Source organism: Mangrovicoccus sp. HB161399 (genome assembly GCF_013184745.1).
Taxonomy (GTDB): Bacteria; Pseudomonadota; Alphaproteobacteria; order Rhodobacterales; family Rhodobacteraceae; genus Mangrovicoccus.
Map to the genome: position 1 here is coordinate 1 of NZ_JAATVU010000108.1, position 14410 is coordinate 14410.

The 14410-nt window shown below is 68.5% G+C and carries 11 protein-coding genes and 3 pseudogenes; 6 read left to right on the forward strand and 8 right to left on the reverse strand.

Features of this window, described 5'->3' with window-relative positions:
- Nucleotides 1–206, reverse strand: a pseudogene (locus HCC78_RS29240) (DUF1804 family protein); the annotation flags it as partial.
- 492 nt (nt 207–698) lie between these two features.
- On the opposite strand from HCC78_RS29240, the gene HCC78_RS29245 reads away from it, so the two are divergent.
- Nucleotides 699–1022: a flagellar basal body rod protein FlgC gene (locus HCC78_RS29245; protein ID WP_253949431.1), complete on the forward strand. Its 324-nt coding sequence runs from the start codon at nt 699–701 to the stop codon at nt 1020–1022.
- A gap of 213 nt (nt 1023–1235) precedes the next feature.
- On the opposite strand, the gene HCC78_RS29250 is transcribed toward HCC78_RS29245, so the two are convergent.
- The 3 genes from HCC78_RS29250 to HCC78_RS29260 form a co-directional block, all read right to left on the reverse strand.
- Nucleotides 1236–3623, reverse strand: coding sequence for a molybdopterin-dependent oxidoreductase (locus HCC78_RS29250; protein WP_253949432.1), 2388 nt, complete (start codon nt 3621–3623; stop codon nt 1236–1238).
- 90 nt (nt 3624–3713) lie between these two features.
- Nucleotides 3714–3980 carry a hypothetical protein gene (locus HCC78_RS29255; protein WP_172332282.1) on the reverse strand — a complete coding sequence of 89 codons (267 nt, stop codon included), beginning with the start codon at nt 3978–3980 and terminating at the stop codon, nt 3714–3716.
- Between the two features lie 145 nt (nt 3981–4125).
- A complete protein-coding gene (locus HCC78_RS29260; protein WP_172332283.1) occupies nt 4126–5100 on the reverse strand; it encodes a zinc-binding dehydrogenase in 975 nt (324 codons plus the stop codon).
- 208 nt (nt 5101–5308) lie between these two features.
- Here HCC78_RS29260 and HCC78_RS35040 point away from each other — a divergent pair.
- From HCC78_RS35040 to HCC78_RS34180, 3 genes and pseudogenes are all read left to right on the forward strand, one after another.
- Nucleotides 5309–6916 (forward strand): annotated as a pseudogene (locus HCC78_RS35040) (hypothetical protein); the annotation flags it as partial.
- 233 nt (nt 6917–7149) lie between these two features.
- Nucleotides 7150–7368, forward strand: a pseudogene (locus tag HCC78_RS34175) (ATP-binding protein); the annotation flags it as partial.
- 226 nt (nt 7369–7594) lie between these two features.
- Nucleotides 7595–8017, forward strand: a complete 423-nt coding sequence (locus HCC78_RS34180) for an ATP-binding protein (protein WP_253949433.1) — start codon at nt 7595–7597, stop codon at nt 8015–8017.
- Nucleotides 8018–8079: 62 nt separating this feature from the next.
- On the opposite strand, the gene HCC78_RS29280 is transcribed toward HCC78_RS34180, so the two are convergent.
- The 3 genes from HCC78_RS29280 to HCC78_RS29290 all read right to left on the reverse strand — a co-directional run bounded on the left by HCC78_RS29280 (nt 8080) and on the right by HCC78_RS29290 (nt 11461).
- A complete protein-coding gene (locus tag HCC78_RS29280) occupies nt 8080–8412 on the reverse strand; it encodes an alcohol dehydrogenase catalytic domain-containing protein (RefSeq protein WP_172332287.1) in 333 nt (110 codons plus the stop codon).
- Nucleotides 8413–8870: 458 nt separating this feature from the next.
- Complete coding sequence (locus tag HCC78_RS29285) at nt 8871–9473, reverse strand: hypothetical protein (RefSeq protein ID WP_172332288.1); 603 nt, start codon at nt 9471–9473, stop codon at nt 8871–8873.
- Nucleotides 9474–9724: 251 nt separating this feature from the next.
- On the reverse strand, nt 9725–11461 hold the full coding sequence (locus HCC78_RS29290) for a beta-galactosidase (protein ID WP_172332289.1): 1737 nt from the start codon (nt 11459–11461) through the stop codon (nt 9725–9727).
- A 769-nt stretch (nt 11462–12230) separates the two neighbouring features.
- Here HCC78_RS29290 and HCC78_RS29295 point away from each other — a divergent pair.
- Together HCC78_RS29295 and HCC78_RS29300 are read left to right on the forward strand one after the other, a co-directional pair.
- Nucleotides 12231–12947, forward strand: a complete 717-nt coding sequence (locus HCC78_RS29295; protein ID WP_253949434.1) for an ISL3 family transposase — start codon at nt 12231–12233, stop codon at nt 12945–12947.
- Complete coding sequence (locus HCC78_RS29300; RefSeq protein ID WP_172332291.1) at nt 12944–13249, forward strand: transposase; 306 nt, start codon at nt 12944–12946, stop codon at nt 13247–13249. Before HCC78_RS29295 ends, HCC78_RS29300 begins: the two co-directional genes overlap by 4 nt.
- A gap of 133 nt (nt 13250–13382) precedes the next feature.
- Here HCC78_RS29300 and HCC78_RS29305 read toward each other — a convergent pair whose 3' ends face one another.
- Nucleotides 13383–13577: a hypothetical protein gene (locus HCC78_RS29305; RefSeq protein WP_172332292.1), complete on the reverse strand. Its 195-nt coding sequence runs from the start codon at nt 13575–13577 to the stop codon at nt 13383–13385.
- Nucleotides 13578–14410: the final 833 nt, after the last annotated feature.

Sequence of the window (14410 nt, forward strand, 5' to 3'; positions counted from 1 at the left end):
GCCGCAAGCTTGTCGCCCGACGTCCAGCCTTCCACATTCGCGTCGGCTTCGGGCATCAGCTTGCCCTTCGCCCGCGCCTCCGCGCGCCATTTCGCAAGCGTTGCCCGCGAGATCCCTTCCTCCTCGCCAAGACGGCTGAGAGGGATATTGTTCGGCGGCAGCATTTTCGCGAGAACCGCCGCCTTTCGTTCCGGTGAATAAGCCACTTGTCATCCTGTCCCGCCCGCCTCGCTGCATAGTTTCAGATCGAAGGACGGTGACAACTACCCTGAACGAGGGGGCAAGCCATCGGTGCGACTGACATGACCGGGGCCGGAGCCTCCGCGTGCAGGTGGCCAGCGATCGCTGCGGGACCGGCCGGGCGCCGGATTCAGGGAAAGCCGCGGGCGCCGGTCGCTGCCATCGGCCGCCGAAGGCTGGCTGGAGATCGGCCGGGCGGGCGGCGCCGCCCAGCACGCCGCGATCTGCTTGCATCGAACGCGAAGGGCCCGTCGCCGGAGGCGTGCAGTACCGTTCCGGAGCCGCACGGCCTCCGCAGGCCGCCTGCGGCAGGCTGCGGGTCCGAATGCTGCTTGGAGCCGGGGGGCCGGCAAGCCCGGCCATTTACCAGAACCGCGACATGGACTTGGCAGCATGCCACCGGTCGACACATGGTGCGCGGCGGGGCTTCCGGAGTCCGGTCGGAGGGAACACGAACCATGCAGGCACTCAGCATCGCCGCGAACGGCATGATGGCGCAAACGCGCCGCGTGAACACGATCGCCCAGAATATCGCGAATGCGCAGACCGCAGGGTACAAGGCGCAGACGACAGGAAGCCAGGGCCTCACATCCCAAGTCGCGCTGGCACCGTCCGGGACAGCGGGATGGGAGACCCTCATGCAAGGCCATGCCGGAGGCAGCCCCGTCGATCCAGTGAACGAGATCACGTCTCTCATCCTGGCCCAGAGGGCGTATGAAGCCAACGCCAAGGTGCTGACGTCCGCCGACCGGATGATGAAGACGCTCACGCTGTCAAAGTAGGCCGAGATGTGCGCCCCCCTCCGGCGAAGAAGCCGACAGGCAGCGCTTTGGTGGGCCGGGTCTGCATGTCGTCTTCCAACATTCCGCAGGGCGGGTGGAACCGGTGCACGGGGGCTGGATATGACATGGTGCTCCGGAAGCTTTCGCTGCGAGCCTGCCAAGGCGCCCGCATGATCCGCGGGCGGCACCTGGAGTCGCGGTGTCACGCAGCTGTCAATCGCCCGGCGGAGGGGACTGCGGCTCGATCTCCGGCGGACGGTGCGCCCTCACATCGGGCACGGGTCCCTTGAACAGCTCCACGTCGACAAGGCAGGTCATGGCCGCCGGGCCCTGGGCGATCTTCGAGGTCGGCAGGTCGGAGGTCAGCACATTCGGGTTGCCGTGCCTGCAGAGCGTCGGGTCCCCTCCCAGGTCGGGGTCATGCCAAGCGCCGGTCGGCAGGCTGATCACTCCCGGACGGATGTCGCGGCACAGCCGTGCGACACTCAGGCAGGCGCCCCGGTGGTTGAACACCCGCACCATGTCGCCTTCGCAGATGCCGCGCGCCGCCGCGTCCTCCGGGTTGAGGCGGCACGGCTCCCGGCCGCGGCGCTTGCCCGCCTGGCTTGCTGCGCCATGATCAAGCTGGCTGTGCAAGCGCCCCTCCGGCTGGTGGGAGATCAGATGCAGCGGCAGTGCTGCGGAAAGCGCGCTGCCCAGCCATTCCCGCGGCGCGCGCCAGACCGGGTGGCCGGGCAGATCCCCGGCGCCGAAGCCCGCGACCGTGGCGCTGAATATCTCGATTTTCCCCGAAGGGGTCGGCAAGGGCGCCGCCGACGGATCGGCGCGGAATGCTTCCAGCATCGTCTGCGGCCGATCCGGCGGCGGCAGATCGAGATATCCGCGCGCGCGGAAACGTCCGAAATCGGGCCAGTCCCCGCCTCCGGGCGTCGCCGCGCGCGACTCCTCGTAGAGCCGCTGCAGCCAGCCTGTCTCATCCAGCCCGCCGGTGAAACGCTCGGCGAAGCCGGTCCCGTTGCCGTCCCCGGCCCGCAGGCGGGCGGCGAGACCCGCGAAGATGTCGTGATCGTTCCGCGTCGCGCCATAGGGCTCCGAGACCTGCGAAGAGAACATGACCCGGCTCTCGTTGAAGGTCCCGACGATGTCGCTGCGCTCGGCCGGGAGCGTGGACGGCAGGACGATATCGGCATGCCGCGCCATCGGCGTCCAGAACGGTTCGTGCACGATCACGGTTCCGGCTCGCTGCCAGGCCCGCCGCAGCCGGTTGAGATCCTGGTGGTGGTGGAAGACATTGCCGCCCGCCCAGTAGACCAGATGGATCTCCGGGTAGTGCCGCGTCTGCCCGTCATAGCGGTAGGCCGCGCCCGGCGACAGCAGCATGTCGGAAATCCGCGCCACCGGAATGAAGCTGCCGGCCGGATCCTCGCCCATCGGCAGGGCCGCGAGCGACAGCCGCGGGAAATCGTTGCCGACGCCGTTCACCGCGCCCAGCCCCAGCGCGAAGCCCTCTCCGGGCCGCCCTACCCCGCCGAGCATCGCCGCCAGCACCACCAGCATCCAGTAGATCTGTTCGCCGTTCTGCTGCCGGGTGAGCGACCAGCTGGCATTCAGGATTGCCGGTCCGCTTGCCATGCGCATGGCAAGCCCCTCGATGGCGGAGACCGGAAGGCCGGTGATCTCCGCGGCCCAGGCTGCATCCTTGGGCTGGCCGTCGGCCTCGCCGGTCAGATAGGGCAGGAAGGCGCCGAAGCCGGTGCAATGGCTGTCCAGGAAGGCGCGGTCATGCCGTCCCAGCCGCACCAGTTCATGGGCCAGCCCCAGCATCAGCGCGACATCGGTGCCGGGGCGGACCGGCAGCCAGGCCGCCTCCAGCTCGGGGTCGATGTCCGAGCGGATCGGCGAGACATTGACGAAGCGCGCCCCGGCGCTGCGGGCGCGCATCATTGCGGGATGCTGCGCATGCCGGCCGACCCCGCCTGCATTGACCTGCCCGTTGCGGCGCGCCAGCCCGCCGAAGGCGACAACCAGGGATCCTGCGCCGGCGACCGCTTCCCAGGAGGTATGTTCCGCCAGCAGCGGCATGAAGGGACCGACGACATGCGGCAGGATCACTTCGGCCGAGGAACAGCTGTAGGTGTTCACCGAGACGGTGCTACCGCCGAACATGTTCATGAAGCGGCGCAGCTGGCTCTTGGCATGGTGGAAGCGTCCGGCGCTGGCCCAGCCGTAGGAGCCCGAATAGATCGCCTCGTTGCCATGGTCGCTGCGCACGCGCTCCAGCTCCGCCGCAGCGAGGTCGAGCGCTTGGTCCCAGCCAGTCTCGACGAAACTGTCCGAACCCCGCCGGGCGGTATCGCTGCGATGCCCCTGCTCCAGAAAGCCCTTGCGGATCATCGGGCCGCGGATGCGGCAGGGGCCGGACAGCGTGCCGGCGATGCTCTGACCGATCGGCGAGGGCTCGGGATCGTCCTCCATGCCGCGCAGGGCGACGAGCCTTCCCCCTTCCCGCTCGGCACGGTAGGCGCCCCAGTGCATCGCCACGATCGGCTCCTGCCTGTGCCCATCGGCCATGCCGGCCCGAGCCTGCCCGAGTCTTCCCATGGGACTGTCCTCCCCTGCCCAGTGAAGATGGTCGTGCCGTCAGCTTGCGCCTTCACCCTACCATGAATTGACCCGTTTGTCGCAGGCGCCTCAACCAAGCAGCCCCGGAACCGGCACCTCCGCCAATAGCCATTGCAAAAATTCGGAGGACTCCGGGCTGCATGCAGCCACTTTCCGCGGGCCCAGGGAAGGCAGCCGCAACTGCAGCAGCACGTCGCGGGCGAGCGAAGCACTTCGCATCCGGCTTCCGCCATCTACCGCTTGCAGGGCGCCGAACCTCCCAATGGCTGCCATGGACGGAAATTTGTCCGGCCATTTCCCCAAAATGACCGCATCCCGCAAAAAACGTGCCGCCATGGCATGACCATGGACGGCACAGTTCAACTTGAGGGACCGAAGGCATCAACTCGGGAGAGCTGCACTCGGGCGCTGTCAATCTAAAGTTGCATATTAACCAAGTGTCAACTCTTCTTAAAATTGTCTTTTGTATCCACTTATCATCTTAAGGAAGACTCTCGGACAGCCTGCCCCAAGGCGCGTCCGGCCTGCCAGTCCGGGCACTCGCCTCCGGAAGATCAGCGCGTGGCAGCTTGCGCGAGAAGGCTTGGCCCAGATGGGACAACCTGTGCTTCCGGCCGCCCGCGAACTGCGCATCTCGATCGGTGCCATGAGTGGGCGGCCCGGACGCTGTCCGCGCGCGGGCCATCGACCCGGCTGTGCGGCAACGGGCGACCGATATCTCCGGTTTGCAGGACCGGTGCGCCGTGCCGCCGCAAGGCAGCTGGGCAGGCAAACTTCGAACGCCGGCCGAACCGTCCATGCCCGCACTGACCGGATGTGCCAGCATGCGGAAATGACCGGGAACAGGGAATGGTGCTCGGGGGCCCACGCAAAGCGCCGCCGCCCGCCGCCATTCCGGGCAGATGCCGCCGTTTGGGGCGGGCCGGACCTGCGTGGGATCAGTAGACGCAGACGAAGCGTCCGTCGACCTCGCCCTTCGCCAGCCGCTCCAGGCCCGCGGGATTTCCTGCCAGGAAATCGTTTCGAGCTTGGGCACCAGCTTGCCTTGCGCCATCCAGTCGAGGACCGCGGCGATGTCCTGCTTGCTGCCGCCGATGCTGCCGCGCTGGTCCACCCGCTTGACGATCATGGAATAGGTGTTGATGGTCGCTTCCAGCTTTCCCATGCCGACCAGCACCACGCGCCCGCCGGGCGCCACCGCTTCGATCGCTCCGGCTGCCGTGGTGCCGAAGCCGGCCAGGTCTATGATGAGGCTGAGCCCCTCGTCCTCCAGCTCGGCCACGTCCTTCACCACCTTCTTCGCGCCGAGGCTCCGGGCGTAGTCCCAGTCCTCTTCCTTGATCTCGGCCACGTAGAGTTCGGCTCCGTTCAGCACCGCCAGCTGGGCAGCGAACTGGCCGAGTCCGCCCAACCCCACGATCCCGACCTTTTCTCCCGGCAGGATCCCGCCCCGCATCAGGGCTCCCTGCGAGGTCACGCCCGCCTGCGCGTTCCGGGGCGATCCGGTCAGGCATTCCGACAACATCCGGTCAGTGACTCCGATTTGACCCGGTCACGGATTCCGGGACATCCGGTCACCCCGGATCCCGGTCTGGAGACGCCGCTGGGCGATCGTGTGGCGGGGTAGCCTTGCCGTCCAAGAGGACGTGCGAGGACCCCCAAGGATGAGACGATTGCCGATGCGCGAGATTTCGGAAGCCCTCCGGCTGAAAGCCGCAGGGCTGTCAACGCGGAAGATCGCGTCGAGCCTCGGGCTCGGGCAGTCGACCGTGTCCGACTACCTCAAGCGGGCGGACCGGGCGGGGCTGTCCTGGCCGCTGCCCGAGGGCACCTGCGATGCCGATCTGGAGCAGCGCCTGTACCAGCTGGTGGGGGGCGCGACGCGGCGGGGCCTGGCGCCGCCGGATTGGGCACATGTCCACCGGGAACTCCGCCGCAAGGGTGTGACGCTGTCGCTGCTCCGGAAGGAATGCCGCGCCGCCCCTCCCGGCGACGGCTATGGCTACAGCCGGTTCTGCGACCTCTACCGCCGCTGGGAGGGGCGGCTCGCGCCGAGGCCGCAGCACAGGTGCGCCTCCGGCGCAACGCGCCAGCACCACGCTGCCGACGACCGAGCCTTCGTCGATTTCGCCGACGACACGGTCGAGGCGGTCTGGAGCCAAGCCCTGTCCAACTGGATCGGCGCCCATGTCCGGATGCTCGTTCGGGTCCGCGCTCGGACCGGTGGCGCGCCGGCCCCTCACTCTTCGGCGGCGTGCCCGCGCAGCTGGTCTGCGACAACCTTCGGGCAGGCATCGCCAGAGCCTGCTTCCACGAGCCGAAGGTCAACCGGACCTATGCCGATCTCGCCGCCCGTTGCGACACGGCAGTCATTCCGGCGCGGCCCTACAAGCCAAGGGAGTGAGCCATCAGGTCGCCACGGGTCCGAGACCGATGGCGAACGCGAAGGCCGAGGTCGGGGTCCAGCTGGCGCAGCGCTGGATTGTCGTGCCGGAGGCACGCCTCCGGCGTGACGCGGCTGCGCAACCGCCGGTTCCGCTCGCCGCCCGAGCTGAACGCCGTGATCCGCGAGCTCCTGGAGGGGATCAACGGCAAGGTCACCCGGCACCTCGGCGCCAGCCGCCGGGACCTGTTCGAGACGCTGGATCGCCCAGCCCTGAAGCCCCTGCCTGCAAGCCCCTGCGAATATGCCGAATGGCTCGAGCGCAAGGTCGGCCTCGACTACCATGTCGAGATCGAGCGGCACTACTACTCGGTCCCCCACCAGCTGCTGAAGAAGAAGGTCTGGGGAAGGATCACCGCCCGCACGGTCGTGGTTCGCCGGGGCTTTCGCGGCGCCACTGGCGCCACGGTCCCCTTCGAACTCCATGAAGGCCAGAGGGTTGCCGCCCGTGTCCGAAGCTCCGCCAACCGTCGGCACACGACCGTCGCCGAGCACATGCCCGTCAGGCGAACCATTGATGCGCCATTGGTTCAAGCACAATGGCGAGCGCCGGCATGCGGGCTGGACCCCGGCGCAGACCCGGCGGCATGCAGAACAGGTCGGCCCCAATACCGGCACCCTCGTCGACCTGATCCTGCGCACCAAAACGCATCCCGAGCAGGGCTTCCGCGTTCGCCATTGTCTCTCGGACCAATGGCGTTCCAATGCCCTGGAAGCGGCCTGCCTCCGGACGCTGGAGATCGGCGGCACCTCGTACAGCTCGGTCAACTCGATCCTGAAGAGTGAGCCGTCGAAGGCGCCACCTGTCTCCCATCCCAACATCCGCGGCGCCGAAGATGCGCCTCCGGCGCAACGGCATGGCGGATGCCTTCGCCATGCTGCAGGTCCGCGACGGCGAGCCATCAGGTCGCCATGCGTTCGAGACCGATGGCGAACGGCGACCTCGGCCATGCCGAATGGCTCGGCCCGCTGATCGACCGCGGCAAGCCGGCCACGAAAACGATCCAATGGATCGTTTTCCCGGCGAACGCCAGCCGCAGCACCAAGAAATTCCGGAGCCGGATGCGGGCGGCAAAGCTCCGCCATGTCGGTGCCTGCAACGAGGACGTGGACTTCCGCACTCCGCGCAAGCTCGACAGGACCCTGTTCCAGGAACTCGCCAGCGGCCGCTGGATCGGACAGAAGCAAAACCTGCTGATCACCGGACCCTGCGGCGTCGGCAAGACCTGGCTTGCCTGCGCGCTCGGCCAGGGGGCGTGCCGGGACGGGAAGAGCGTTCTCCACCACCGGCTGCCGCGCCTCTTCGCAGAGCTCGAACTCGCCCATGGCGACGGCGTCGCCAATGTCGCTCGGACCATTGGCGCGAATTGGCGACTTCCCCGGCTGTTCCGCCAGCTCGTCCGGACAGACGTGTTCGCCATCGGTCTCGGACCAGTGGCGACGCGATGGCTCACTCCTCGACGACTGGGGCCCCGACCGCCTGACGGCCGGGCAGCGGCGGGATCTCATGGAAATCGGCGAGGACCGCTACGGCACCGGCTCCACCGTCATCACCAGCCGACTGCCGGCCGAGGCCGGGCACGACGTCATCGACGAGCCCACCTTCGCCGACGCCATCCTCGACCGGGTTCGCCATTGGTCTCGAACACATGGCGACGCAATGGCTCACTTCACAACGCCAACCGCCTGGCGCTCGACGGCCCGCCGCTGCGCAAAGCCCGCAGCGCGGGAGAGGAAGTGGAAACATCGTGACCGGCGCCCAGCCCGCCGCCATGCGCGACGCCGCGCCAGTGTCATGGGGCGCACGGCGACGCGCGCGGCTGCCGTCGCGCAGGAGCCTAAAAGCTTGACCGGTTCCGCCCCAGGCGACATCAAGGAGCGGAGCTCAGCGGCTGTCTTGCGGGGTGACCGGATGTGTCGGAACCGCTGAACGGATGTCGCTGGAACGAGTGACCGGATGCACCGGAATCCGCAACCTGCGTCGGTGGCCACTCATGCGCGTTCGATGGGCATGCCCTCGGGAACGGGAACGAGCGCGTCCTCGCTCGTCACGATCTTCTCGCCGAAGCCTCCGTCGATGGCGAAGCCCGGAGGCTCCAGCATCGGCCAGATTGCCACGAAGTCGCATACCTTGAATTTTTTGACGTCGGGCCCGATCTGCTCGATTTCTCCTGCCACCTCGTGGCCGATGGTGATCGGCAGATGCGCGATATTGGCTAGGAATTTTTCATCCTCGAGCGCACCCACATCGATGTGGCACAGGCCAGCCGCCCTGACCGCGATCTTGACGCGATTGCCGGTAGCGACCGGTTCGGGTTTCTCCATGGCGATCAGGGGATCGTGCGTGCCAGTGAAATTCCAGGCTTTCGTCCGAGGCTCCTTTCCCGCATCCGGTTCGGCTACACGTGCCGCCCGCCCGCACTGGCCGCGTGTCAAATCGCCATGCCGGAATGCAACCCGAAAGAGATATGGGCCGCAATGCCCCCGCAGGCCACCTCCGGGCATATATCTTCCGGGGTCCGCAGGTTGAAATGCCTTCTCGAACGCCGGCGGCCTCCGGAACTCGGGCGCCGGTCCGAATTTCCGCCTTCTGGCACGTCCGCTGGCGCGTGGGCAATCGCATCGGCCGCCGCGCCGCTTCCCGCGGGTGCGATGCCGGCAATTGCAATCGAAAATCGCCTGCGCCGGGAACCCAAGGCCGCCGCATGCCGCGCGATCGGGCGAAGGGCGAAGGGCGAAGGGCGAAGGGCGATTTTCACTGGGTGTATCGCCGGTGTCCAGTTTCAGGCTGTGCATTCTCCCGGACCGGCCGCGGGGCCGCCGCTGGCTGCTTCCCGGGAAGCGCGCAATAGGGGAAGATCGCGCTGGCACTTCGCGCTCCAGAAACGGAAACCGGAGGACACAAGCAAGATCAGCGCGCTCCACGAACCAACGGCGGGCTGCGTCCGTGAGGGCAAGGCCAGCGCGGCGGCGACATGGGACGAGGCTTCGATGTCGGCGCACGCTCCGTTCCGGGACATCGGCATGACGGCCACACGCCCGGTTCGGCCCAGAAACAGGCCGAGGTGCGAACCGGCGGGATGCAGGACCCGGCCGCGGGCCCAAGGTGCGTCGGCGACGGCACTGATCGGCGGCCAGCACCGCGGCGTGACGCCGGGGTTCGCGGCGCATCCGGCGTCCGAGCCAGATCGCACCCGAAATCGGCCCCAGCGAGACCGGAACGCCACGGATCCGGGCGAACGGGCCGAACGACGGCGGGCAGCCGCACGTCCCGCCCGCTGAAACGGATGGACGGCGGCGCGATCCTCGCGGTGCTCTGCCGCGGCGGACGCAATATCGGCAAGATCATCGCCCAGATCCGCCGCATGCGCGAGGTCCGGAGCCATGCCGGCATCCCCAGCTCATGGCGGACGGGCAATTCCGGAACTCCGGCTGCCGATGGCGGCGGGAGCCGCCTCAGGCTGGGAACACTGCCGCGACTCAAGGTGCGGCATGCCGAGGAAGAAGGCATGGCACAATCAGCATGGAACTCCCTTGCGGCACTGCCGGGTCCCGCTCCGCTTGCCGCCAGCCTGCCAAGGATGGCGGCAAGCGGAACCAATTTCCATGTCCCGGCGGCGCGCGCCGCGTCAGCCGGTCACGGCCGCACCACGATCCGCCCGATGGTTGCCGGTTCGGCATCGTCGCAGAAAGCGGGATCGGTGTACCAGTAGACAAGCGGGTCGGAGCCTGCATTGGCGAAGGTGAACGCATGGCTCTCGGGGCGCGGGTCGGCCTGTTCGGGCAGGCCCCAGGACGAATGTCCCCGGCGGCGGCGGATATCGAGGATTTCGGACCATTCCTCCAGTGTCCTGCCCGATCCGCCCGGGTCCAGCACCGGATGGCCGAGCCGCGCGTCCAGCCAGAGGATCTGCTCGTAGACTTCGAGGAACATCCCGTCGGAGTTGCGCTCCAGGTTCACAAGGGCCGCATCGAGTCCCGCCAGCGTCGAGATCACGCCGGTATTCGGCGTCTGCCAGCCGGTATACTGGCCATGGGCGCCCTGGTGGAGAACGAAGCGGTTGGGACAGCCGTTGCCCGCCAGGTCGAACTCGCCCAGAGCGGGCAGCACGCCGTCGCCGGGGCTCGGATCGGCCGGGTGGATGTCCGTCGCCGCACAGGTGTCCGGTCCGGCGCCCAGCCCGTTATGCTGCACGACGAATGCCGCGCCTTGGCGGTCGGCGCCGCGTTTCAGGATCTCCGAGGTCTGCTCGCTCGTTGCCGGCAGGATCGGGGCCAACGGCGGCGCTCCGGCGCAGCCATGCGTGACGCAACCGTCATAGTGCTCGCCATCCGCCACCCGGGGAAAGCCATCCTGGATCAGCATGTAGGACATCGACTTGCCCGGGAAATGCGCGGCAATCTGGGCGAACTGGCCAGTGTAGAAATTGTAGAGCCCTTCCGGCGTGTAGCCTGCGGCCGCCCAGACCTCGGAATTGCAGATCGCGCAGCCCGGCGTGCAGCGCTTGGGCAGCCGGTTCTCATGCGTGAAGAGATTGGCGCCGGAAGGCTTCACATAGGCCAGCGCCCGCCAGCGCGCAGCGTTTTCCCTGAGGTGGTCCGCCACGGCGCGCAGCATCTGGAAGTAGCGCTGCGCATAGACCGGGTCGGTCGGATCCCCGAGGAACATGCCGGCCCCGCAAGTCTCGTCCTGCAGGTTGCTTCCCGCGTCGCGGAACTGGTGGATCGGCAGCTGCAGCTCCGCGCCCAGCCAATCCGGGGTTCCGTGCGACCCGGCCCGGAAGGCGATCGAATAGAGCTTGCCCGCCGCGATCGCCCGGTCGATCTCGGCATCCAGCTCCCGGAAGTCGTAGACGCCCGGCCGGGGCTCGATTTCATTCCAGTCAAACCGCAGGTAGACGCTGCGCACGGCCGGGTGGGTCACGGCCTCCGCCAGCGTCCGGTGCGCCCGGACCCCCGGGTCGGGACAGAGGATCAGCGTGCCGTCATCGACCGGACCCGGCCCGCCGGTGCAACGCTCCGGCGCCTGGGCCAAGGGGACCGCGGCGCGCGAGCCTTCGTGCGGGTTGAGCGCCACGATCCCCGACGCCGCCTGGGGCATCGGACCGGTGAAGGCATTCAGGGCACCTCCGTCCCAGGCGGCCAATGCCGCGCAGGCCGGCCGCGCGCGCGGCCGGGAACCGTCGAGCTGCACGATCGCCCGCCCGCGCTCCGGAAATTGCCAGACGACGGTGTCGCCGGACGAGATCACGAGCCTCCGCCGGTCGAAGCTGCCATCCAAATCGACGGTCACGACATGGGTCGTCTGCGCCGGCGCTGGAGAAGTTGCGAGCCACAGGACGAGAGCGGCCGGAACAAGCGAACGGAAGACCATGGGAACCTCCTCTGCGATAGTGTGCGCCTCCAGCGTAGCACAACCCGGGGACGACTTTCGCCGTCCGGCATCCCTCCACTGCGGACCGGGTTCTGATCACGCAGCACGATCTCCGGAGCCGTCGCGCACCAGTCCTCCTGCAGCGGCTTCGCCCGGCCTCCGGCGGTGCTCCGATCCGGACGGGATGAAAAGATGCGCCTCCAAGGCTTTTGCCTGGATCCGGCACCCGGCTACTGCCTGCGGGACCTTGGCGGGGGCCAACTGCCGTCCGGCAGCGCACCCCGCGTTCAAGGAGGCTTGCGGCCTGCGATCTGAAACCATCCAGCGGGACGGGATGGCAGACTGCCTGTCCACGGGAACGGAGGGTACCGGCCATCGCGCCGCTGCCGCCGCTTCGCGGCCGAGCTTCCGGGCAACGCCCGTCGGCCTGGGCCGCGCGGCACCGGCTGGGCGCGAACCGTCCCGTTTCGTCAGCGAACTGGCAGCCTGGCCATGCGCATTTCATCCAGCACCTCAAGCTGCGTTGGCCGACCCGCATCCCTCGAAGACTGGCTGCCGGTGGTCACCGCAATGAACTTTGCCATCCGGAAGGCATCGGCGAGACGCTCGTTCAGAACGTTGAGCAGGTGGTCCGAGACCTGGCGCTCATGTGCGGTGTGTTTCGGCGCGGAAAACTTTGTCCGACTCGATTCCGATGCAGGCCGCGCATGTGCGGCCCCTATCTTTCTGACGTGAGTTCAGGAAGATAAGCGAGATGCCACGATTGAGCATGAAGACGCTGCTTCCGGCTGGTCTTGTCGCCGGGACAGTCGCCGCCGGTGTCGGCCTCGCCGGAATCTCCGCACGCTCCGCCGCCGTGACGGCGGCGTGTCCTTGCTGCGGAAGACGGTCCCGGCATGTTCACAGCCATTGCGTCCGCCAGCTCGCTGACCTGCCCGCGCACGGGCTGGAAGTCCGTGTTCTCGCCGCAGTCCGGCGCTTCCGGCGTTGCGCGCCGCGATGCCCCCAGGCGATCTTCCCCGAACGGCTTCGGCCTGGAGCCGCCCGACCCTGGGGGCGGCGGACCACGCGGATGCAGGGGCTGGTCCGCCAGCGCGCCCTGGCCTTCGGCGGCCGGCCCGCCCAGGCGCCGGGACGGCGGCTCCTTCTCCGCGTCAGCAAGGACACGTTCCTGCGCAGCCTCGCGGCCGACGGCGCCGGGAACATGGCGGAGCCGCGGGTCATCGGCATGGATGACTGGGCCTGGCGGAAGGGGCAGCGCTACGGGACGCTGATCTGCGACCTCGAACGGCACCGGGCCATTGACCTTCTGCCCGACCGCGAACCGGCAACTGCCGCAGCCTGGCTGGGCGGGCACCCCGGCATCGGGATCGTCGCCCGCGACCGCAATGGAGGCCATTCGGGCGCGGTGCCGCGGGCCCTGCCGGATGCGGTCCGGGTCGCGGACCGCTGGCACCTGCTGGACTGTGCAGGGAGTTCGCCATGATGCCGCCATTGATGGTGTGGATGGCGCCATGGCTCGAAGAGGCCGAGGACAGCATGCTGGGCGCCTTTGCCCGCGGCCTCCGGAAGGACTGCGATGCGGTCGCCGCATCCCCGGCCGAGCCATGGTCCAATGGCCCGACCGAGGGACAGATCAACCGGCTGAAAATCCCTAAGCGTCAGATGCATGGGGGCGGATATCGATACGCTGACGGCGAGGATGACTGCGATGCCATAGGCAAAGCCCTGCACAAAAAATCGAGTCACAGCCAAAATTGCTCGCCGATTGACGCCTGCAGGCCCTGATCCACCGAATTCTCCATCACCCGGGCGCTCTGCGAGTGCATCGCCACCTGGGTGATATCGCCGGGCGCCAGGCTGAGGCTATGGCGCAGAGGACCCAAGGCGGTCCCGGCCCTCGCCCAGATCTGTTCGTGGGTCAAAGCACCCCTTCGGCAGGGGCCTCGGACAGCGTCTTGGCCGGGGCGGCAACGTCCATCGGCCCGCCGACCGGAATGTCCCGGGCATCTTCCGAAAGGGAAACATGGGCGACATGAGCCGATTGGCAATGCCGGACGGAAGAGACCGGCTTGTCGTCGATCGTCGGCATCAGGCAATCGGGCACGCCGTCCATCACGGCTCCTCCGGGGAAAGCCCTCTTGAAGCTACCCACAAGTGCCCGCCTGCGGCGTTGCAAGGCAGGCACCTTCCGCGAGGTCTGCGCGGCGGGAACAGCCCCGCCATGGGACCGCGGTCCCCGGCGGTGCGGCGGACGCGCGGCCGGGATGGCCTCCGGGGCGTGCGGCCGACCCGGTGCAGGATCCGGGATCGCGAGGTGCCTGCCGCTTCCTCGCCGGCGCCGCCCGGTCGGGCGGGTGGCGCCCGTCCTGCGCGGAAACGGCAGCGGGGCCGCCCCCCGGCGTCCCGCGGACGGGCATCGCCAGCCGTGGCCCCCGCCAGGCCATGGCGCGGCAGGGCGCGATGCCGCTGGCCGGGCCATCCACACCGCCAATGGCGGATAGCGGCTCGCACCGCGGCAAGCCGCAGGGAACGGCGGTGCCGGACAGGAAGGCTCCATGCCCCTTGGGCAAGGTGAACCGGCAGTTCAGGGCGCCTGCTCCGAACATGCTCTGCCCTCTCGGCGGTTGCGTGCAATCGCCTGCCGGGTGACAGGTGAAGCCGCCCGCCATCGGGCCCGAACCGATGGCGCCACAATGGCTCGCTGACCGATGCCCGCGCCAGGAAGACCGTCGGCTGGCCCGCGAGCACGGCCGCGCATGCCGTCGGCCATCGGGCCCGGACCGATGGCGCCGCGGCGGGCAGCCGTCCCCGATGCCCCGGAGCAGGCGGTCCGCGATCGCCGTCCGGCAAAGCGGAGGGCGCCGGCCCATCACAGCGGCCGCGGCTCCCAGCACCTGTCCATCAAGCGCACGGAGCGGCTGGCGGAAGCGGGCATCGGGCCTCGGT

Excerpts from the sequence above, each read along its gene's own strand:
- HCC78_RS29280 (WP_172332287.1), bottom strand. The coding sequence starts at position 8,412 with ATGGAGAAACCCGAACCGGTCGCTACCGGCAATCGCGTCAAGATCGCG.
- HCC78_RS29305 (WP_172332292.1), bottom strand. The coding sequence starts at position 13,577 with ATGGACGGCGTGCCCGATTGCCTGATGCCGACGATCGACGACAAGCCG.
- HCC78_RS34180 (WP_253949433.1), top strand. The coding sequence starts at position 7,595 with ATGGAAATCGGCGAGGACCGCTACGGCACCGGCTCCACCGTCATCACC.
- HCC78_RS29255 (WP_172332282.1), bottom strand. The coding sequence starts at position 3,980 with ATGGCGGCACGTTTTTTGCGGGATGCGGTCATTTTGGGGAAATGGCCG.
- HCC78_RS29250 (WP_253949432.1), bottom strand. The coding sequence starts at position 3,623 with ATGGGAAGACTCGGGCAGGCTCGGGCCGGCATGGCCGATGGGCACAGG.
- HCC78_RS29300 (WP_172332291.1), top strand. The coding sequence starts at position 12,944 with ATGATGCCGCCATTGATGGTGTGGATGGCGCCATGGCTCGAAGAGGCC.
- HCC78_RS29295 (WP_253949434.1), top strand. The coding sequence starts at position 12,231 with ATGAAGACGCTGCTTCCGGCTGGTCTTGTCGCCGGGACAGTCGCCGCC.
- HCC78_RS29245 (WP_253949431.1), top strand. The coding sequence starts at position 699 with ATGCAGGCACTCAGCATCGCCGCGAACGGCATGATGGCGCAAACGCGC.
- HCC78_RS29290 (WP_172332289.1), bottom strand. The coding sequence starts at position 11,461 with ATGGTCTTCCGTTCGCTTGTTCCGGCCGCTCTCGTCCTGTGGCTCGCA.
- HCC78_RS29260 (WP_172332283.1), bottom strand. The coding sequence starts at position 5,100 with ATGCGGGGCGGGATCCTGCCGGGAGAAAAGGTCGGGATCGTGGGGTTG.
- HCC78_RS29285 (WP_172332288.1), bottom strand. The coding sequence starts at position 9,473 with ATGGCTCCGGACCTCGCGCATGCGGCGGATCTGGGCGATGATCTTGCC.